Annotated in this window: 18 protein-coding genes; 2 read left to right on the top strand and 16 right to left on the bottom strand. The window is 63.3% G+C overall.

Annotated features, from left to right (window positions below; all coding sequences use genetic code 11):
* The first annotated feature begins 7 nt into the window (after window positions 1-7).
* Window positions 8-226: a hypothetical protein gene (locus tag RS9916_RS10005; RefSeq protein WP_007099270.1), complete on the top strand. Its 219-nt coding sequence runs from the start codon at window positions 8-10 to the stop codon at window positions 224-226.
* Window positions 227-283: 57 nt separating this feature from the next.
* Here the strand turns inward: RS9916_RS10005 and RS9916_RS10000 are convergent, their stop codons facing one another.
* From RS9916_RS10000 to RS9916_RS09925, 15 genes are all read right to left on the bottom strand, one after another.
* The gene (locus RS9916_RS10000) at window positions 284-487 is read right to left on the bottom strand and encodes a hypothetical protein (protein ID WP_007099269.1); all 204 of its coding nucleotides are present in this window, start codon (window positions 485-487) and stop codon (window positions 284-286) included.
* A gap of 248 nt (window positions 488-735) precedes the next feature.
* Window positions 736-1,470 (bottom strand): pirin-like bicupin family protein, encoded by a 735-nt coding sequence (locus RS9916_RS09995; RefSeq protein WP_007099268.1) that lies wholly within the window; start codon window positions 1,468-1,470, stop codon window positions 736-738.
* A gap of 35 nt (window positions 1,471-1,505) precedes the next feature.
* Window positions 1,506-2,030, bottom strand: coding sequence for an NADPH-dependent FMN reductase (locus RS9916_RS09990; protein WP_007099267.1), 525 nt, complete (start codon window positions 2,028-2,030; stop codon window positions 1,506-1,508).
* Between the two features lie 51 nt (window positions 2,031-2,081).
* Window positions 2,082-2,795, bottom strand: coding sequence for a rubrerythrin family protein (locus RS9916_RS15355; protein WP_007099265.1), 714 nt, complete (start codon window positions 2,793-2,795; stop codon window positions 2,082-2,084).
* A 91-nt stretch (window positions 2,796-2,886) separates the two neighbouring features.
* Window positions 2,887-4,713: a diflavin flavoprotein gene (locus tag RS9916_RS09980; protein WP_038024484.1), complete on the bottom strand. Its 1,827-nt coding sequence runs from the start codon at window positions 4,711-4,713 to the stop codon at window positions 2,887-2,889.
* A gap of 90 nt (window positions 4,714-4,803) precedes the next feature.
* Window positions 4,804-5,250 carry a hypothetical protein gene (locus RS9916_RS09975; protein ID WP_007099263.1) on the bottom strand — a complete coding sequence of 149 codons (447 nt, stop codon included), beginning with the start codon at window positions 5,248-5,250 and terminating at the stop codon, window positions 4,804-4,806.
* Between the two features lie 10 nt (window positions 5,251-5,260).
* Window positions 5,261-7,033 carry a diflavin flavoprotein gene (locus tag RS9916_RS09970; RefSeq protein WP_007099262.1) on the bottom strand — a complete coding sequence of 591 codons (1,773 nt, stop codon included), beginning with the start codon at window positions 7,031-7,033 and terminating at the stop codon, window positions 5,261-5,263.
* 38 nt (window positions 7,034-7,071) lie between these two features.
* Window positions 7,072-8,463, bottom strand: a complete 1,392-nt coding sequence (locus RS9916_RS09965; protein ID WP_007099261.1) for a TRAP transporter large permease subunit — start codon at window positions 8,461-8,463, stop codon at window positions 7,072-7,074.
* Window positions 8,460-9,032 (bottom strand): TRAP transporter small permease subunit, encoded by a 573-nt coding sequence (locus RS9916_RS09960; RefSeq protein WP_007099260.1) that lies wholly within the window; start codon window positions 9,030-9,032, stop codon window positions 8,460-8,462. The genes RS9916_RS09965 and RS9916_RS09960 overlap by 4 nt, the downstream gene beginning before the upstream one ends.
* Complete coding sequence (locus RS9916_RS09955) at window positions 9,029-10,153, bottom strand: TRAP transporter substrate-binding protein (protein ID WP_038024481.1); 1,125 nt, start codon at window positions 10,151-10,153, stop codon at window positions 9,029-9,031. The genes RS9916_RS09960 and RS9916_RS09955 overlap by 4 nt, the downstream gene beginning before the upstream one ends.
* A 183-nt stretch (window positions 10,154-10,336) precedes the next feature.
* Window positions 10,337-10,771, bottom strand: a complete 435-nt coding sequence (locus RS9916_RS09950) for an Hsp20/alpha crystallin family protein (protein WP_007099258.1) — start codon at window positions 10,769-10,771, stop codon at window positions 10,337-10,339.
* Between the two features lie 186 nt (window positions 10,772-10,957).
* Window positions 10,958-11,440, bottom strand: a complete 483-nt coding sequence (locus tag RS9916_RS09940; RefSeq protein WP_007099256.1) for an MEKHLA domain-containing protein — start codon at window positions 11,438-11,440, stop codon at window positions 10,958-10,960.
* Window positions 11,433-12,347 carry an SWIM zinc finger family protein gene (locus RS9916_RS09935; protein ID WP_007099255.1) on the bottom strand — a complete coding sequence of 305 codons (915 nt, stop codon included), beginning with the start codon at window positions 12,345-12,347 and terminating at the stop codon, window positions 11,433-11,435. Before RS9916_RS09935 ends, RS9916_RS09940 begins: the two co-directional genes overlap by 8 nt.
* 4 nt (window positions 12,348-12,351) lie before the next feature.
* On the bottom strand, window positions 12,352-15,534 hold the full coding sequence (locus RS9916_RS09930) for a DEAD/DEAH box helicase (RefSeq protein ID WP_007099254.1): 3,183 nt from the start codon (window positions 15,532-15,534) through the stop codon (window positions 12,352-12,354).
* Window positions 15,531-15,974, bottom strand: coding sequence for a hypothetical protein (locus RS9916_RS09925; protein WP_007099253.1), 444 nt, complete (start codon window positions 15,972-15,974; stop codon window positions 15,531-15,533). Before RS9916_RS09925 ends, RS9916_RS09930 begins: the two co-directional genes overlap by 4 nt.
* Window positions 15,975-16,009: 35 nt before the next feature.
* Between RS9916_RS09925 and alaS the strand changes: the two genes are divergently transcribed.
* Complete coding sequence (gene alaS, locus RS9916_RS09920) at window positions 16,010-18,688, top strand: alanine--tRNA ligase (protein ID WP_007099252.1); 2,679 nt, start codon at window positions 16,010-16,012, stop codon at window positions 18,686-18,688.
* 45 nt (window positions 18,689-18,733) lie between these two features.
* Here alaS and RS9916_RS09915 read toward each other — a convergent pair whose 3' ends face one another.
* A complete protein-coding gene (locus tag RS9916_RS09915) occupies window positions 18,734-19,330 on the bottom strand; it encodes a cyclic nucleotide-binding domain-containing protein (protein WP_007099251.1) in 597 nt (198 codons plus the stop codon).
* Window positions 19,331-19,407 lie beyond the last annotated feature (77 nt).

Genomic DNA, 19,407 nt, shown 5'->3' with positions numbered 1-19,407 from the left:
GGGGGACATGACCATCAAATCCACCACGCCGGCACTGCCCGATTGCTTGGAATCAGCATTGGAGCGGGGACACACCTTGCGCATGGAAGGCACCAACGTGGTGCGTGTGCCTTTCGGTGTGCGGCAGGCCCGCCGTCAGCGTCCTGACCGCCCTGAGCGCTGGGCCACCCTGGTGCTTCCTTTCCAGGTGCAGGATTCACCCACTCCTCCACCCCAGGCTGCCTGAGGCTGAGGTCGCCTTGGTTTGATTCAAGGCTGAAAGTCAATAGTGGGCTGATCGGGGTCAGGCGACCCCGATCAGCTGGTCTTCTTGTGACAGTTTCCAGTCGACCAACGCTTTCACATCCTCCAGCGAGCAGGTGGGTGTGCGAAAGGGCAGCACGGTCATCGGGCTGCGTTCCGGTCTCACATTCCAGGATCGGTTGGTTTCTTCCAACAGCACAAAGCCGCGGTAGCGAATGGTGCGAGCAGCGGTCTCAGATCCCATTGGGTTGAGGAGGTCTCTTCACGCCGCTATTTCAGGACACTAAATCTGGTGTGCTTGTGACTTTTGCAATGTCTTTGGGATCACCGTCACGCAACCACAACATGGGCGTTGAAACGGCTGAAACCACTGCGGCTGATGGGCTTGTTTCGCCTCCATGCTGTGCTCCTCGCTACGGCTGTCACGCTTATTGATGGTTGGTGTGGTCGTCCGGGCACACCACCTGTGGTGTGCCTTGCGCGGCTGCTTGTTTAAGTCAGGCCAAACAGCAGAACATCGCACCCTTCGCTCTGGCTGGTGATGCTGTGGATGGTGTCTGTGTTGCTGAATCCCACGCCGTCGCCCCGATGCAGCAGGGTGCGGGTTCCTTGTTGCGTGGAGAGTTCGAGCTGACCGTCGATCACCTGCAGCCATCCCACGTGCGGGACACTCGCTGGCAGCGGCAACGTCTGCCCTGTCTTGGGCATTGCCCGCCAGAGCCGCACCGGCCTGGCGATGGCCATGACGTCTGCGGCGTCAGGGGCGATCAGCGCTGTCCACTCCGATCCCGCTGGGCAGCTGCGTTGTTCGTAGCTGGGAGGCAGGTTGTTCTGCCCTGGTTCGATCCAGATCTGCAGGAGCCGGCAGGGGGTGGTGCCGCCATTGATTTCGCTGTGCACGATGCCGGTGCCTGCGGTCATGCGCTGCACGTCTCCAGCGCGGATGACTCCGCTGTTGCCCATGGAGTCGCGGTGGTTGAGCTGTCCTTCCACCATCACCGTGATGATGTCCATGTCTCGGTGTGGGTGCATTTCAAAGCCCTCACCGGCGGCAATGGTGTCGTCGTTGATCACCTGCAACGGCCCGAAGCCCATCCAGTCGGGATGGTGATGGCCGGCAAAGGAGAAGCTGTGCCAAGAGTCCAGCCAACCCCGCTGGCTGTGGAAGCGTTCGCCGGCGGGGCGGAACAGCGGTGATGACGTGGTTGCAGGCGTGGTTTGGGTCATCGGGATGTCGAGGTGAGCGTGCGCTTGGGCTTGGCTCAGAGCTGCAGCGGCTCCATCTGCAGCAGCCGTTGGAGCAGGTCGTTGATGCTCTCGTCTTGCGGTGGTTTGGCGTGATTGCTCAGCAGTTGGCGACCCACGACTTGTGCCCCCAGGTGGGTGAGTTGGATGCGCAGCGACACCAGCAATTCCATGCCGCCGCCACCAGAAAATGTCGCCATGGCGATGGGCCTGCCATTGAATAGTGCTCGGAAGTCGTTGCCTTGCACCGAGAGCCAGGCGATGGCATTGCTAAGGCTTGGCGGAATGGAGCCGTTGTATTCCGGTGCGCAGATCACCCAGCGCGGGGCGGTCATCAGTTGCTGCTCGAGAGCGGCAACCGCCTCTGGGCTTCCCTGCTGCTGCATGCGCGGGGTGAACAGTGGCAGGTCAACCGTGGTGAGGTCCAACACCTCCGCCGTTTGGCCCAGGGCGCTGGCCTGGGAGGCGAAGCGCTGGGCCAGTTTGAGGTTTTCGCCGTTGCTGGCGGCGATCACCAACAGATCCGGAAAAGTGGCCGACATGGCAGGGGCCGTGCAAAAGGCTTTTGCTGAGTCTGAATGGGCTGATCCGGATCAGGCGGCCTTGAGCTCTGCTTCCCGGTAGGGCACAAAGCTGGCCTTGCGAGCGCCGCAAATGGGGCAGCTCCAGTCGTCGGGGATCGCTTCGAAAGGCGTGCCGGGGGCAATCCCCGAGTCGGGGTCGCCTTCGGCGGGGTCGTAGATCATTGAGCAAAGCTTGCAGATCCACTTGCCAGGAACGGGCTCGTCGGCTGCACCAGCCTTTCCTTTGCCCTGCAGGGCCTCGAGAGCCACCCCGTAGGTCTCGGCGTGATGCTTCTCGATCGGTGTGAGCAGCCCGAAGTTCTTGGCTGCGGTTCGAAACAGGCCGGCGTGCTCTGCGGATTCCTCGGCCTGTTCGGTGAATTCGGTTTCCGCGCCGCTATCCCTGTCTTTGCGTGCCTGGTCGGCGAACTCGGGGTACATCGTTGTGTACTCATAGGTTTCCCCTTCAATGGCCAGTTCCAGGCAGCGGCTCAGAATTGCCTGTTTCTGTTCATCGCTGAGGCTGCCTGCGTCCTCGATTGCGAGCTCGGGATGGAGCAGGCGGAAATGCGCAAAAGCATGTTCTGTCTCTTGGGCGGCTGTGTCGCGGAACAGCTTCGCCAGGTCGTTGTGGCCCAGTTGCTTGGCGACGTTGGCGAAGAAGAGGTATTTGCGGTTGGCCATGCTCTCGCCGCCAAAAGCGGCTTCGAGGTTGGCGTGGGTGGAGGGCTTAGAGAGATCCATGGCAATGCCTTATCGATGCCTTCATGCTAGCCCGAAGTCGTTATGAGTATGAGTTAGAGGGTGAAAGGGGAGTTTCCACTCCCTTGTCGGCTTAGTAATTGGCGCCGCTGCGGCGACGGTGCACGGCCGTGGTGCCTTCGCCATCCACCAGGCCGCCATGGCTCACTTCCGCGTAGATCAGCCAGTGGTCGCCGCATTCCATCCGCTGTTTCACCTCTCCATCGAGCCAGGCGAGGGCTTCTGGCAGTAAGGGCTGATCGTTGGGGCTGGTGTCCAGCTCCAGGCCTGCAAAGCGGTCGGCGCCGGGGGCGAAGGGTTGCAGGAACTGTTTCATCGGCCCGGTTTCCCGCCCTTCCGCCAGCACATTGAGGGCGAAGCGGTCGCCTTTGTGCAGCAGGGCTTCCACGGCGCGATCCTTGGCGACTGCCACGGTCAGCCCGGGGGGTGTGAAGCTGGCCTGGCTCACCCAGCTGGCCACCATGGCGCCGGTCTGCGCTGCGTCTCCAGCGCCTTTGCGGGCGGTGAGCACGCACAGGGAGCCCACCACGCGGCCCAGGGCCAGAACGGCGGGATCGCTCCGGCTTTCACTCAAGCCTCCGGCACTGCGGCGTTGCTGTTTGCGCTGCTCCTGCTGAAGGTCGCGGGCGAAGCGGGTGCCGGTCTCCTCCAGGGTGCGCACGGTGGCGGCATCGGGGCTGAACTTGATTCGGATCGGTTCGAAGCCAAAGCTGAAGCCGCCATCGCGCAGCTTGTTCTCCAGTAGATCGAGGGCCTCGCCACTCCAGCCGAAGCTGCCGAACACCCCCACCGGTTTGCTGCGATCGCCCTCTGCCAGCACCGTTCCCAACGCCGACACGATCGGCGTTGGGGCGTGGCCGCCCAGGGTTGGTGAGCCAATCAGGATCGCGTCAGCGGAGCGGATCGTGGCCACCAGTTCATCGGCCGGTGTGAACTCACAGTTGAGGCTGGTGACCCTCACGCCCGTGCGGCTGACACCACGGGCCAGGGCATCAGCGATCGCGGCGGTGTTGCCGTAGGCGCTGGCAAACAGCAGGGCCACATTGAGGGCGGCCTTCTGTTGGCTTTCGCCCCAGCGGCGGTAATCGCTGAGCAGGCTGCGCCAGCTCGCTTCAATCGCCGGGCCGTGGCCGGGAGCGATGGTGCGAATGTCGAGCTCCTCCAGGCGCTCGACCACGGCATCCACCTGGGTGGCCATGGGCGCCATCAGGGAGTCATAGAAATGGCGGCGTTCTTCCTCGGTGGCGTTGCGGTTGCTTTCGGCCCAATCGGCAGTGCAGACATGGGCAGAAAAGAGCTTGTCGCTCATCAGCAGGCCGCCTTGTTCTTCGAAGGCGAGCAGCCCTCCCGGCCAGCGGGGGGTTGGGGCCGGCAGCAACTGCAGGCTGTGACCATGGCTCAGCGGCAGGCGTTGCTCCTGGCGGATCACCTGCAGGGGTGGCAGGGCCGGTAGGGGAGGCCGGTTGTCGACTTCGCCCGGTGGTAGCGGTTTGCGCTGTTGCCACAGCTCCTGCAGCAGCTTCGCTCCGGGGTTGGAGCAGATCAGGGTCAGTTGGGAATACACCTCGGCCAGGCTGCGCAGCAGGGCGACCCGGTTGGGATTCACGTGACCCACCACCACCAGCAGTTCACTGCAGTTGCTGGGGAGGGCAGCAGCCAAGGCCGGAAGGAACACATCGGCGTAAGCCGCACCGGGGGGGTGCACCAGCACTGCCGCCCGTTGCTGACCGGTTGTGTCGGAGCCTGCGGCAAACAGGAAGCTGTTGGCGGTGCTGCCCCGTTCAAGGGCGTACTCCAGTTCGAAACGCAGTCGCTGAGGGCTGAGGCCCCGCAGGCTGATCAGTCCATCGCTCACCGGCAGGGTGATCACCTGACGTTCGCCCGCGGCCTGGTTGTGCATGGATGCTGCCGTCATTGCTGTTGATCCTCGTTGAGCTCTCGATGGGCCTGGGGTTTGGCTGTGATCAGTGGCCTGGATGGATGCACGCTTTTACGTGTCGTGGTGTGGCATTGAGGGGACCGGCTGTGACGAGAGACCGAGGGCTGCTTCCATCCCCTCGATCGTGTCTGCGTGATGGTGCGACAGCGCACAGTTGACCAGTCCGAGCGATTGCAAGTTGGCGATGCGCGTTTTGACGGCGCGGTCGATGGCCCGGTCTCTGCGCAGCCGGATAAGCACCACCGCCATCGTGATCCCGAAAAGGGTCAGAAACAGGGGCTGAGACGCCGCACTGAAGAAGGCTCCAAGAGTGAGACCGGCCAAATAGATGGCGAGGCTTCTCGCTTTATTGCTGCCAACAACGTGACGGTTGGCCTGCATGAACAGATTCAGCACCCTGCCTTCCCGCTCGCGCAGTAAGCGAGCGAGGTCGTCTGGGCTTTGGCAACGTCTCAGATAGGCCTGGGTTTCAGGCAGAAACTCTGGTGGGGATGGCACTGCAGACCGCTCAGTAGTGGTTGCCAACCTTGCGGTGGTGCACGGCGGTGACCGCTTCGGTGTCGGCCACGTTGCCTTGCTCCACCACGGCATAGATGATCCAGTGGTCGGGGCCTTCAAGGCGCTGCTCCACCCGGCAGCCCAGGTAGGCCAGGGCATCGCCGAGTACCGGGCCGCCATCGGCGACACCTTCCAGCACGTTCATGCCTTCAAAGCGATCGGCTCCGGGGCGGAAGCGCTTGAGGAAGTGACGCAACAGAGGTTGGTGATTGTCTTCCCGCAGCACATTCAGCACGAAGCGATCGCCCACTTGCATCAGGGTTTCGATCGCTCGGTCTTTGGCTACCGCCACGGTCAGTCCGGGGGGGCTGAAGCTGGCCTGGCTCACCCAGCTGGCCACCATGGCGCTGCGGCGGAGGCTGTCACCTTCGCCCTGGCTGGCGGTCACCACATACAGGCCACCACTGAGGCGACCCAATGCTTTGTCGAGGTCCCCATCCAGGCTCTTCATCGCCGCGATCGTTTTTTCGCGCGTGAGCAATTGGCCCAGGTCGGTGCCGGATTCCTCGCAGCGCTGGTAGTCAGCGCCCGATGGCAGCTGGCGAATACGCAGGGGCGCGAAGGCTTCCTTCTGGCCCTGGCCCCGTAGCTGGCCGGCCACGGCATCAATCGGCTCATCGTCACCGCCGAAAGCGTCGTAGACCCCCACCCACTGCTTGCTGTTCAGAGCGGCCAACAGGGTGCCGATCGAGCTCTGCAGGTCGGCATCCGGATTGGCGGGCCAGGTCGGTACCACCACCGCTTTGGCTTCACCAATCAGGGCTGTGAGTTCCTGGGGATCGGTGGCGCGAAGATCCACCAGTTGCACCTGGGCTTCTGCCTTGCCGATGCCATGGGCAATCGCCTGGCTGATGCGATCGCAGAATCCGTATTGGCTCAAGTAGCAAACGGCGGCATAGCTTTCGCCTTTGCTGCGTTGTCCGCTCCATTCGCGGTAGTCGTTGATCCAATGCTGCAGATGCTCACGCAGCAGCGGCCCGTGACCAACGGCGATTGTGTTGATCTCCGGCAGGCCATCCATGCGCTTGAGGGCCTGCAGCACGCTGCGGGCGTTGGGCCCCATCAGGCAGTCGTAATAGAAGCGGAAGTCGGGAGCGATCGCTCCGGGATCACTGTCAAAGACGGCGTCGGAGCAGTAGTGCAGGCCGAAGGCATCGCAGGTGTAGAGGATGCCGGTGCCGTGATCGAAGGAAAAGATCGTGTCGGGCCAGTGCAGGTTTGGCGCACTGAGGAATTCGAAGCGGTGGTGCACGCCGCTGCTGGGATTGGTGCCCAGATCCAGCTCTTCGCCGCTTTTCACTGCCCGGGATTTGAACGGCCGGTGCACCTGGTTGTTCAGAAACTGGATCGCTACTTTCGATCCGACAATCTCAATGTCGGGGTTGAGATCGATCAGATCGCCAATCAGGCCGGAGTGATCGGGTTCGGTGTGACTGACGATCAGCACATCGATGCTTTTGGGGTCGATCTCTCCCTGCAGCAGGGGAATCCAGCTGTCGCGGAATTTTGCGTGGCTGGTATCGATCAGCGCGGTGCGCTCGCCGCGCACCAAAAAGCTGTTGTAGGTGGTGCCATTGCGCAGGCCGAATTCGATGTCGAAACGGCTGCGGTCCCAGTCGAGGGAACGGATCGTGGTGGTGTCGGCCGCGATCGCTTCGCACTGAAGCGACAGGCGGGGGGTCACAGCGGAAGGATCCTTGCTGCTCAGGCTTGCCGTGACCATGACCGAATCGCGCGCTGAGGTGAACTCTACGGAGATCTTCAGGTGAGCGGCCCGGGGGCCATGGAGCCGGCTAGGCGCGGTAACCAGTCCACCAGCCCTGGCACGGCAATGATCAGAGCCAGCACCGCCACCTGGAGACCTACAAAGGGCAGCGCTCCTTTGTAGATGTCGCGCGTGCTCACCTCATCGGGTGAGACTCCGCGCAAATAGAAGAGGGCGAAGCCGAAGGGCGGTGTGAGGAAGGAGGTCTGCAAGTTGGCGCCGATCATCACGCCGAACCACACCAGGGCCTCAGGTCCCAGTAGTTGCCGGGCGGCGGGCAAGAGCAGGGGCACTGCAATGAAGGCGATTTCGAAGAAATCGATGAAGAAGCCCAGCAGAAAAATGATCAACATGCTGAACACCAAAAAGCCGATTCGGCCGCCAGGCAGGTTGAGCAGCAGGTCGGAGATCAGTTGATCGCCCCCGACGCCGCGGAACACCAGGCTGAAAGCGGTGGAGCCCATCAGGATCGCCATCACCATGGCGGTGGTGCGCATGGTGCTTTCGCAGACCCCTGAGAGTTGGCTGCGGCTGAAGCCTCCGTTGAGAGCGGCAAGAAGCATGGCGCCGACGGCACCGATCACACCGGCTTCTGTGGGCGTGGCAATGCCGAAAAAGATGCTGCCCAGCACCGCCACGATCAAGGCGATCGGTGGCAGTACAGATTGGATCAGCTGCCATGGCGTGCTGCCTCCCGTTGCGTCAGGGGGGAGCTGGGGTGCCAATTCCGGCTTGAGCGCACTGATCACCAGCACGTAGATGGCAAACACGGCTGACATCAACAGGCCCGGAAGCAGAGCTCCGATGAACAGATCCCCCACGGAGATGCCCAGCTGGTCGCCCAGCACCACCAGCACGATGCTGGGGGGAATGATCTGCCCGAGGGTGCCGGAGGCCACGATCACACCTGTGGCCAGGCTCTTGTCGTAGCCGGCCCGCAGCATGGCGGGGAGGGAGATCAGCCCCATGGTGGTGACCGTTGCGGCCACCACGCCAGTCGTGGCGGCCAGCAGGGAGCCCACCAGCACCACCGCAAGGGCTAGACCTCCGCGCAGGCGTCCGAGCAGGCGGCCCATGGTTTCCAGCAGCCGTTCTGCGATGCCTGAGCTCTCGAGCATGGAGCCCATGAACACGAAGGCGGGGATGGCCAGCAGGGTGAAGTTGGCCATGATCCCCAGAATTCGCTGCGGCAAGGCGGTGACGAACTGGGGTTCGATTTCACCGCTGAGCATGCCCAGCAATGCAAAGATCACGCCCACGCCGCCGAGGCAGAAGGCGACAGGGAATCCGCTGAGTAGCGCGATGATCAGGGCCAGAAACATGCCCGGGGCCAGCACCGCTGAGGGGTCGATGCTGATCACCCATCCGAGAGCTTCGATCTCAATCACAGGGCAGGCCCTCCGTCTTGGTGTTGCGGGTCTGTTGGCGACCTTTCATTGCCCTTCTTGAGGGCCCAGCGCAGGCGCAGGGCTTCAGCGACTCCCTGGAGGCCCAGCAGCAGAAATCCCAGAGGGATCAACGACTTGACCCAGGTGCGGGGCAGCCCGCCGGGGTCCGGTGACAGTTCACCGATGCTCCAGGCGCGTAGGGCTGGAGCGATCGCAATCGCCATCACCCCAAAGGCAAAGGGCAGCAGAAGCAGAAGAATCCCTCGCAATTCCTGGCGCTGGCGCCGACGTTCAGGCCAACGGCTTTGGAGCACATCCACCCGAACGTGCCCACCTTTTTGCAGGGTCCACCCCAACCCCAGCAGGAAGATGAGATCAAACAAGTACCACTGGGCTTCGATCAGTCCGTTGGAGCTGAGGTTGATGCCGATCGCCGATCCCAGGTAACGGCCGATCACGTTCCAGATGCCGATGGCCAGCATCAGCAACACGGCCCAGCGGGCCAGCCAGGCGGCTCCTGCGTTGAGGCGGTCGAACAGCCGCACTGCGGCGGGTTCTGGGCTGCTCATGGTTGGGCCTCCTCTTGGCTGGTGTTGAACAGGGCCAGGGGCAGTTCGTTGATGCGGTTCCAGTTCAGGGTTTCGCGCCGGAACAGGCGCCAGCGCTCCAGAAGATCGCGGAATTCGGCATCACCGGCGGCCAATTCAGCGAACATCTCCTGGGTGGCGTCCTGTGCCGCTTCGAGGATGTCGTCGCTGTAGCGCTCGAGCTTGATCCCCTGACGACGCAAGCGCAAGAGCGCTTCGCTGTTGCGCTGCTCGTATTTGCTGAGCATGCCCAGATTGGCCTCGTAACAGGCGGTGCTGAACATGGCCTGATATTCCTCAGGCAGTGCGGCCCAGGCCTTGCGGTTCACCAGTGCCGTGAGGCTTGGACCCGGTTCCCACCACCCTGGGTAGTAGTAGTGCTTCGCCGCTTTGTGCAGGCCTAGTTTTTCGTCGTCGTAAGGCCCGGTGAATTCGGCGGCATCAATGGCTCCCCGTTCGAGGGCGAGATAGATCTCGCCACCGGGCAGCACTTGCACGTTGACCCCGAGCCGCGCCATCACCTTGCCCCCGAGGCCGGGGATGCGCATTTTCAGGCCTTTGAGTGAGGCCAGGTTCTCCACGGGGCGTTTAAACCAGCCCCCGAGTTGTCCTCCGGTGTTCCCGGCCGGAAAGCTCTTGGCCCCGAAGTCGGCAAACAGCGCATCCATGGCCTCGTTGCCACCCCCTTGGTAAAGCCAGGAGTTCTGCTGCTGGGCAGACAGGCCAAAGGGCACTGCCGTTCCGAAGGCGAAGGCAGGGTTTTTGCCCACGTAGTAATAGCTGGCGGTGTGGCCGCATTCCACGGAGCCGGCCTGCACGGCATCCAGCACTTCCAGACCGGGAACGATTTCTCCAGCGGCAAAGGGCTCGATGGTGAAGAGGCCTCCACTCATCGCCTCCACCCGTTGGCAGATGGTTTCGGCACCTCCATAGATCGTGTCCAGGGACACGGGCCAGCTGGTGGCCATCCGCCACCTCACCTGGGGCAGCCCACCGCTCTGGCTCTTTTCTGCACGACGGATCGTGCAGGCGCTCAGGGCTCCGGCTCCGGCGGCAGCGGCGAGGGCTTGCCCACTGGTCCGAAGCAGCTGCCGTCGTTGCATGGCGTGCTCCTGCATTGGCCGCCGGCAAGGGCGACGTTGGCTGGCCGAAGGCTATCGATCGTGGTTGGACTTCTCTTGAATTTGCAATCAAAAAAAGCCCCCCGCTGCTGCGGAGGGCCGTTCCGTTCTCTGGTGTGGGGTTGGTGGTGGGTCTGTTGCGATCGCTTCTGAGGGTTGCAAGCGTCAGCTTTCAACGCTCACCGACACGGTGGTGCGGTTGTCGGCTTTGGCTGCGGTGATGGCCAGGATTCCGTCGCGGTAGGTGGCCTTCAGTTGCTCGCGGTCCAACGGTTGAGCAAAGCGGAAGCTGCGGCTCCAGGTGCCGGGGCGGAATTCGCTGAACAATTGCTGCGGTGTTGTGGCATCGACCGCGTTGGTGTCGCCTGATGTGTCGGAGGTGTCTGAGGTCGGGGTTGGGCGCCGCTCGGCACTGATCACCAGGGTGCGATCGGTGGCTTTCACATCGATGGAACCGCGGTCCACGCCAGGCAGTTCGAGTCGCACGGTGTAGCCGTTGGCGTCTTCGAGCACTTCAGCGGCAGGAACACGTTCGGCTTGGGCGACTTGCTGCTCGAGGCGCTCGAGCAGATCAAAAGGGGATTGGCGAAGGGTGAGCATGATGAATCCTCCAGGTGGAGAGTTGGGTTGGGTGGGTGTCACCCGCAATGCCAATCTGCGCGCTCTGAATGCAATCGAGGAGCCGGAGAACCGCCCTGTTGTGTTCGGTCTAGACGACCCAGTTCGGTTGCCACCACAGCAAGGGTGGGAGAACCGAAAAGCCTTTGGATCTGGATGTTGTGTTGGCTAGATCCACCACCAGCGCGCAAAGCTTGCTGCCTGGCCACAGCGCTCTCCTTGCGCATCCCAGAGGGTCCAGATTCGGGCGTTGTCGATCACAAACCGTCGCCCTTCGCTGTCGATGCGAATGCCCCGATAGCCCTGAAATGCATCACTTTTTTGGGCGCTCCCCAGAGCTTGGGCCCGTTCGGCGCGTTCTTGCTCAGGTGCCGTCAGTCGCGACGGCATGCCCACCATCGCCTTCCAATCCCTGCGCCAGAGCAACAGGGCCGCAGCGTTCGCGTAGACCAAGGTCGGGTCCTGGTTGCCGTTGTGAGCCAGCACCGGCTCACTCGCGCTGAACAGGCTTTGAGCCCGCGTTCGGGTCTGATCTGCGCAGGCGTGGCCTGGCAGTAACCCACGGCCAAACGCGCGCTGATGGGACCTTTCGATGGTCATGGCCCAGCGCTGATTCTCAGGACTGAGCCAAGCGGCGGGGGATTCAGCCACCGCCGGCCGTCATGGCAGCGAGCATGGCTTGTTGACCCAACACCTGACCTTGCGCCCGCAGATGGTCGAGGAACTGCTTCTTGGCGTCTGGAAATTTGGGTTCTTCCGCCAGTGGTAACTCTCCGGCTGCATCAAGCCCGGTGTCACCTTCCATCGCTGGGGTGATCACTACGAGGTCTCCATCGAGGCTGGCGTCGTAGCGCCACCACAGGGTCGGGTCGAGCACGGCGGGATGCGGTGGGGTGACCTGATCCGGGTTGGTGGTGCTGTCACTGGCTGCGGGATCTCCTTCTGAGTCGTTTGCCTCTGCAGCGGCTTTCGCTCTGGCTTCCAGGGCCTTCAGCCGGTATTCCGCCAGGTCCTCCAGCAGCTTGGCGCGGGTGCGCCCCCGCAGTTGAAACAACACGAAGGGGTCTTCACTGAAGCGTTCCCCCATCAGGAAATACACCGCACTGATGTGCTTGCAGGGGTTGGCCTTGTCGGGGCAGCTGCACTCGCTGCGCACCTCTTGCAACTTGAAGGGGAAGAGCCGCCGGCCGCTGGCAGCAAAGGCCCGTTCGATGTCCGAAGGCATGATCCCCGCCAGCAACTGCGCTGACCAGCGGGCTTTCTGGGTCAGCGCCTCGAGCACGTAGCGCCAGTCCTCATCGTTGAGGACATCCAGCCAGAGCTTCACCTTGTAGGGGTCTTCGCCGGTGCCCTGGACTCGAGCGTGCACTCGCCGGCCTTCGAAGCGGATCGAGGTGACGTTGCCTTCACGGGCGTAGGTCCAGGCCCTCTCCAGTCGTTTCTTGAAGCGGTAGGAGTTGATCAGCTCCATCCACTGCTCCACCCACCAGGGCTGCTGACCAAGACCGTCGTCACCCAGGGAGGTGTTGATGCCGGGGGTGGAGGGAGTGTGAGTCATGGTTTCAAGTGTCGTCGAGGCTGACCAGTTCTTTGAGTTGGCCCATATCCAGCCCGCCGAGCCAGTCTTCTCCGGAGCCGATGATGTCTTCGGCGAGCCGTGACTTCTCGCGGATCATGCGGTCGATCTTTTCTTCCACTGAACCACTGGTGATGAATTTGTGCACCATCACACGATTCGTCTGGCCGATCCGGTAGGCGCGGTCGGTGGCCTGGTTTTCCACGGCTGGGTTCCACCAGCGGTCGATGTGGAACACGTGGCTGGCGCGAGTGAGGTTGAGGCCCACACCACCCGCTTTCAAGGACAGCAGGAAGAGTTGCGGCCCGCGGGGATCCTCCTGGAAGCGATCGACCATCGCCTGCCGTTCTTTCTTGCTGGTGCTGCCGCTGAGGAAAGGCACTTCACTGCGCCAGCGCCGTTGCAGGTAGCCCTGCAGCAGATGCCCCCATTCCGCGAACTGGGTGAACAGCAGGGCCCGGTCACCGGCTTCGATCACCTCATCGAGGATTTCTTCGAGCCGTTGCAACTTGGCGGAACGCTGCAGGAAGTCGTCGGTGGCCTGCTCTTCCTTGAGGGCCAGAGCAGGGTGGTTGCAGATTTGCTTGAGCTTGGTGAGCAGGCCCAGCACCTGGCCATGGCGTTGGCCGCGGGGGGCACGGGCGATGGCATCGAGGGTGTCTTCCACAGTTTTGGCGTAGAGGGATTTCTGCTCCTTGCTCAAGCCCACCCATTCACTTAATTCCACCTTTTCGGGAAGGTCGGAAATAATCGCTTTATCAGTTTTTAGCCGGCGCAGGATGAAGGGGCCAACCCTGGCTTTGAGGTCCCGCAGCGACGACATATCCCCGTAGCGCTCGATCGGCATCCGGTAGCGCTGACGGAAAAAGTCTTCCTGACCCAGCACGCGCGGGTTGAGAAAGTCCATCAAGGCCCACAGCTCACTGACGCGGTTTTCCACCGGTGTGCCGGTGAGGGCAATGCGGAAGCGGCTGTTACGGCCGGGGCGGGCCAGGTCTCTTGCCGCCATGCTCTGTTTGGCGCTGGGGTTCTTGATCGCCTGGGCTTCATCAATCACCATGCCCTGCCAGTCGAGGCTCTCCAGCAGCTCGCTGTCGCGTTGCAGTAGGCCGTAGCTGGTGAGCACGAGATCCACGCCCTTAAGGGCTTTCTTGAGTGCTGCAGGGGTGGAGGGCCGGCGTGGGCCGTAGTGCTCTTTCACCTCGAGCTCGGGAGTGAAGGCCGTTGCTTCTCGCTTCCAGTTGGTGAGCACGGAGGTGGGCGCCACCAGCAGCACCGGGCGCTTGAGTTCTTGTTCCGCCTTGAGGTGTTGCAGGAAGGCGAGCAGCTGGATCGTCTTGCCCAGTCCCATGTCATCGGCCAGGCAAGCCCCCTGATCAAAGCGATGCAGGAACGACAGCCAACCCAAGCCCCGTTCCTGATAAGGACGCAGTTGTCCGCAGAACCCTTCCGGTGCAGGCAGGGGATCCGGTGCTTTCTGTTGGTGGTATTGCTCCAGCACCGCTTGCAGGCGTGGGCCGGCTTCCAGCCGATGCACCGGCATGCGCATCAGGGTGTCGCCTTCTGTGGCCGTGAGCCTCAGGGCGTCATCGAGGCTGAGGTCGGGTTTGGCGGCAAAGAATTTCTCGGCGTTCTTGAGGTCGTTGGGCCGCAGCTCGATCCAGGCCCCTTTGTGTCGCACCAGGGGGCTGCGTTTGCCCGCCAGGCGTTCGAGTTCCCGCAGCGTCAGGGTGACGCCGCCGATCATCAGCTCCCATTCCCAGTCAAGGGGTTCTCCGAGGGTGAATCCCCGAGACTTCTCGGGCAGCTCCGCTTTGATGGAAAGGCCGAGGCGGCTGGCCAGACCTCCCGACAGGCTGGCGGGTAGCTCAACGCCCACGCCCACATCGCGCAGCTGGCGAGCGGCGGTGCGCACCAGCACAAAGGCTTCCGCAGGGGTGAGCTGCATGGCTTCGGGCGTGGAGCTGTCAAGGCCGCGGGCGATCGGTTCGAACACGGTGAGGGCCCGGCCCATGCCCTCCAGCAGCAATTCGCCGGGGTGCTCCACGGCGATTTCTCCCAGCTGCAGACCCTTCGGTCCGCAGGCCCAGGCCACGCCCGCCGGCACCTTCAAGGTGGGATCTGCTTCGGCCTGCAACGAGAAGCGCAGGGTCCAGAGGTCTTCTCCGTCGTCGGGAGTTTCGAGTTCCAGGCAGGCGCGGGCCGCCGCCACGTTGCCGGCGACGCCTTCCCGCCAGTGGTTACTGGCCGTGGCCAGACGCTCCGCTTCTTCATCGCCCAGTTGGATCACGCCGGTGTCTGAGGCGAGGGCCTCCTGCCAGGCCGCTAGCAGGGGATCGAGCCCTTCGGTGGCGGGTGTGAAGCCCGTGCGCAGTTGGGCATCCACCAGGCCTTCCAGCAAGGTGGCGATGCGCAAGCGACCGCTGCGGGGCCTGCAGCTGGCTACGGGGTTGGCGGCCCGCATCGCCTCAGGCCGCAGCCGGGTGGTGCGATTGCTGCGCCGGCCGGTGGGTTCACGCCAGGGCAGAGCGCAGGTGGCCACCAGGGGTAGACGGGCTGCAAGGTCCTCGAGGCGGCGGCGATCCTCCTCGCGGTTGAGCAGAGGCACCCAGCGGGCCCGGTGGGGGTAACCCTCGCCTTTGCTCAGTTCCACTTGGGGAATCCAGCGCCCTCGGGCGATCAGGCTCAAGGCCCAGCGCTGCATGTGACTCCACCAGCGCAGCTCATCGGCCAGGTCGGGATTGCGGCCGGACAGGGGCAGCTTGGCGAGCCAGGCGGTGGCGGCACCCGGTTCGATCGCCAGACCCTGCACCTGCCAGGGCCACCATTCCGTCTGCTTGGGAATCGGTTCACCGGCTTGGAGGGGGAGTCCGGTCCACCCTTCGGGTTCCGGGCTGGTGTCGCCGCGCTTCTTGCGGGGTTTCACCGTGCGGCTCGGCAGGGTGAGACAAGCAGTGGCATCAATGATGCCGTCGGGCAAGAGGTCCCGCTCGCTCAGCCAGGCCCGCAGGTCGTCGTGGCTGAGGGTGAAAGGGTGGATGGCCGGGGTCACGCCTGGGCCTGCCGGTTCCGCTACGCGCCAGGTGTCAGCCCAGACCAGCAGCGCCGGACGTCCGGAACTGGTGGGAGTGCGGATGGCTGGAAGCCAGGTGGCGTGCAGCAGGCTCATGGCCGCGACGCGGACAGCATGCGTTGGGTTCCGTGAAGCAGGAGTGCGCTGCCGATCAACGGCAACCACGCCAATAGGAGGTCCTCGACTAATGATGCCAGGGCATCTGCCCCTGCGAAAGGTGAAGGCAGGGTCATGCCCAGGCTGCGCACTCCGCAGATCGCCCCCACCAGCCCCGCTTGGAGGTGTGAATCTTCGGGATCGACCCGTTCGAGATGGAAGGCCAGCAGGCCATAAAACAGACCGCAGCCGGCGGAACGCACCGAGAGATCCAGGCTGAAGATCAGTCCAATCAAGCCTGCGCTAAGTCCCGCGATGAGGGCCCAGCTGATGGAGCGCCAGCGCAGGGCCGCACGGGTCGGAAGGGCTTCGACCGTGGGAGCGCTGGTGGTATCGGGAAGCGGGGCGGCCAACGTCAGCGGCGGCTCAGGGGTGATCATGGCTGCTGGACCCGACTTCGCCGCCCGAATTCACCATGGCTGTTGCACGATCGTCGCGCTCTGATGCAGCCCGTCCCCGCAGCGGTGCCGAGATTCGGGCGGCCTTCCTCGACTTTTTTGAAGCGCGCGGCCACAAGCGCACGGCTAGCGCCTCGCTGGTGCCGGAAGACCCCACGGTGCTGCTCACCATCGCCGGCATGCTGCCGTTCAAGCCGATTTTTCTTGGGCAACAGGAGCGGCCAGCCCCCTGTGCCACCAGCAGCCAGAAGTGCATCCGCACGAACGACATTGAAAACGTGGGCCGCACGGCGCGTCACCACACGTTCTTCGAGATGCTGGGGAACTTCTCCTTTGGTGATTACTTCAAGGAGCAGGCGATTCAGTGGGCCTGGGAGCTGAGCACTGGTGTGTTCGGCCTGGATCCCAAGAACTTGGTGGTGAGCGTTTTCCGTGAAGACGACGAGGCCGAGCAGATCTGGCGCGATGTGGTGGGCGTCAACCCCAAGCGGATCATCCGCATGGACGAGGCCGACAATTTCTGGGCCTCCGGTCCCACGGGACCCTGTGGCCCCTGTTCGGAGATCTATTACGACTTCAAGCCGGAGCTGGGTGACGATGGCATCGATCTTGAGGACGATGACCGCTTCATCGAGTTCTACAACTTGGTGTTCATGCAGTACAACCGCGACGCGGAGGGCACCCTCACGCCGCTGGCGAACCGCAACATCGACACCGGCATGGGTCTGGAGCGCATGGCGCAGATCCTCCAACAGGTGCCGAACAACTATGAAACGGATCTGATCTATCCCCTGATTGAAACGGCCGCTGGCCTGGCCGGGGTGGACTACAAGGCCCTGGACGAGAAGGGCAAAACCAGCCTCAAGGTGATCGGCGATCACAGCCGGGCTGTGACTCAGCTGATTTGCGACGGTGTGACGGCCAGCAACTTGGGCCGCGGCTATATCCTGCGCCGTCTACTGCGCCGTGTGGTGCGCCACGGTCGCTTGCTGGGAATTGCCAAACCGTTCCTCACGGTGATGGGAGAGGCCTCGATCGCTCTGATGCAGGAGGCCTATCCCCAGCTGCTGGAGCGCAAAGAGGTGATTCTGGCGGAGCTGAAGCGGGAGGAGGCCCGCTTCTTGGAAACTCTCGAGCGTGGCGAGAAGCTGCTGGCCGACGTGCTTGCTGCGAAGCCGGCACAGATTGCAGGCGCCCAGGCCTTTGAGCTCTATGACACCTACGGCTTCCCGCTTGAACTCACCCAGGAAATTGCCGAGGAGCACGGTCTCACGGTGGATCTGGCTGGATTTGAAGCCGCGATGGAGGAGCAGCGCCAGCGGGCCAAGGCCGCGGCAGTGAGCATTGATCTAACGCTGCAGGATGCGATTGATCAGGTCGCAGCGGAGCTGGAGGCCACCAGTTTCCGTGGCTACGACTTGCTGGAGCACAGCAGCAGCGTGCAGGCCCTGGTGGTGAATGGTGAGCCAGCTCAACAGGCCGGCGCCGGCGACGCGGTGCAGGTGGTGCTCGACACCACGCCCTTCTACGGCGAAGGCGGTGGCCAGGTGGGAGACCGCGGCGTATTGGTGGGCGATGGCCCTGATGGCAACGGTTTGATCGTGGTGATCGAGGGGGTGAGCCGCAACCGCAGTGTGTTTGTGCACAGCGGTCGGGTGGAGCGCGGCAGCCTCTCCATTGGCGATGTGGTGCATGGCCAGGTCGACAAGGCCTGTCGGCGCCGGGCGCAGGCGAATCACACCGCTACCCATCTGCTGCAAGCGGCCCTCAAGCAGGTCGTGGATCCTGGGATTGGCCAGGCTGGATCTCTGGTCGATTTTGAACGACTGCGTTTCGACTTCCACTGCCCCCGGGCAGTGAAGGCGGACGAGCTGGAGCAGATCGAAGCCCTGATCAACGGCTGGATCAGTGAAGCTCACTCCCTCGAGGTGCAGGAGATGGCGATCGAGCAGGCCAAGGCCGCCGGTGCTGTGGCGATGTTTGGCGAGAAATACGCCGACGTGGTGCGGGTGGTCGACGTGCCGGGTGTGTCGATGGAGCTCTGCGGTGGCACCCATGTGGCCAACACCGCCGAGATCGGCCTGTTCAAGATCGTGGCTGAAAGCGGTGTGGCTGCTGGTATTCGCCGGATTGAAGCCGTGGCCGGTGGGGCCGTGCTCGCCTATCTGAATGAACGCGATCTGGTGGTGAAGCAGCTGGGGGATCGCTTCAAAGCCCAGCCTGCAGAAATCGTGGAGCGGGTGCTGGCTCTGCAGGACGAGCTCAAGAGCACGGGCAAGGCACTGGCGGCGGCCCAGGCGGAGCTGGCCGTGGCCAAGTCAGCGGCTCTGGCCTCCAAGGCGGTTGCTGTGGGCGAGCTCCAGCTGTTGGTGGAACGCCTCGATGGTGTGGATGGCGCCGGCCTGCAGGGTGCAGCCCAGAGCCTGGCGGATCAGCTGGGGGATGGTGCTGCTGTGGTGATCGGCGGTCTGCCAGATCCGGCCGATCAGGGGAAGGTGATCTTGGTGGCGGCGTTTGGCAAGACGGTGATTGCTCAAGGGCAGCAGGCCGGCAAATTTATTGGTGGTATCGCCAAGCTTTGTGGTGGTGGAGGCGGTGGGCGTCCCAACCTGGCTCAGGCCGGTGGGCGTGATGGTGGTGCTTTGGATGGGGCGCTGGCGTCAGCCCGGGAACAGCTGGAGGGCTCTTTCAGCTGATCATCCACAGATTCCTTGGGGCGTAACGCTTTCGTTCCGCAAGCGTTACGTTTTCGTGTCTCCTTGGTGAGTTCTTTGGGCCTGGTGGGGATGCAGCCTGCTGAGCTGCGCGGCGGCGCGGCTCAGGCTTGCTGAGCCCCTGTTCATGGCCTGGCAGCACTGCTCCAGGTCGTCAGGGCTCCCATCGCTCAGGGCCTGGATGGCATCGAGCAGCAACGTCTGGTTGTGATTGGCCTGACGGCAGCGGGCACTGCTGAGCGCCAGCATCTCTAGGGCGAGTTCGGAATCAAACAGCAGGGCCTTGAGCAGGTCGTCACTGCGCGCGGCCAGCAGGGTGGCAGGGCCGTTTTCCACACGCACCTGAGCGCTGTGGCAGTGGTCTCCGAACAGCCCCATCTCCCCCAGGATTTCGCCAGTGCGCACCAGCGCCAGCACCCGGGCAGGTTTTCCCGCTTCCACCACCTCCACCGCCAGCACGCCACTGCGCACCAAAAACAGCCGTTCCGCCGGTGCCCCCTGTTTGATCACAATCTCCCCGGTGGCATGCACGCAGGTGTCGGTGTTCAGCTGGCTCAGGTGGGTGCTCAGCAGTTGGCTGAGCCTGGTGCGGATCTCCTCAAGTTGTGGCTCAATCGCCCCCATGGGTGGGTCTGCCGTCCCACTTCCATGCTGGGCAAAAATTTTGTTTCAGGCCGCAAGACCTGACCTACCGTCACCCA

Source organism: Synechococcus sp. RS9916, assembly GCF_000153825.1.
GTDB lineage: Bacteria > Cyanobacteriota > Cyanobacteriia > PCC-6307 > Cyanobiaceae > Synechococcus_C.
This window is presented reverse-complemented; position numbering and strand designations above follow the sequence as displayed.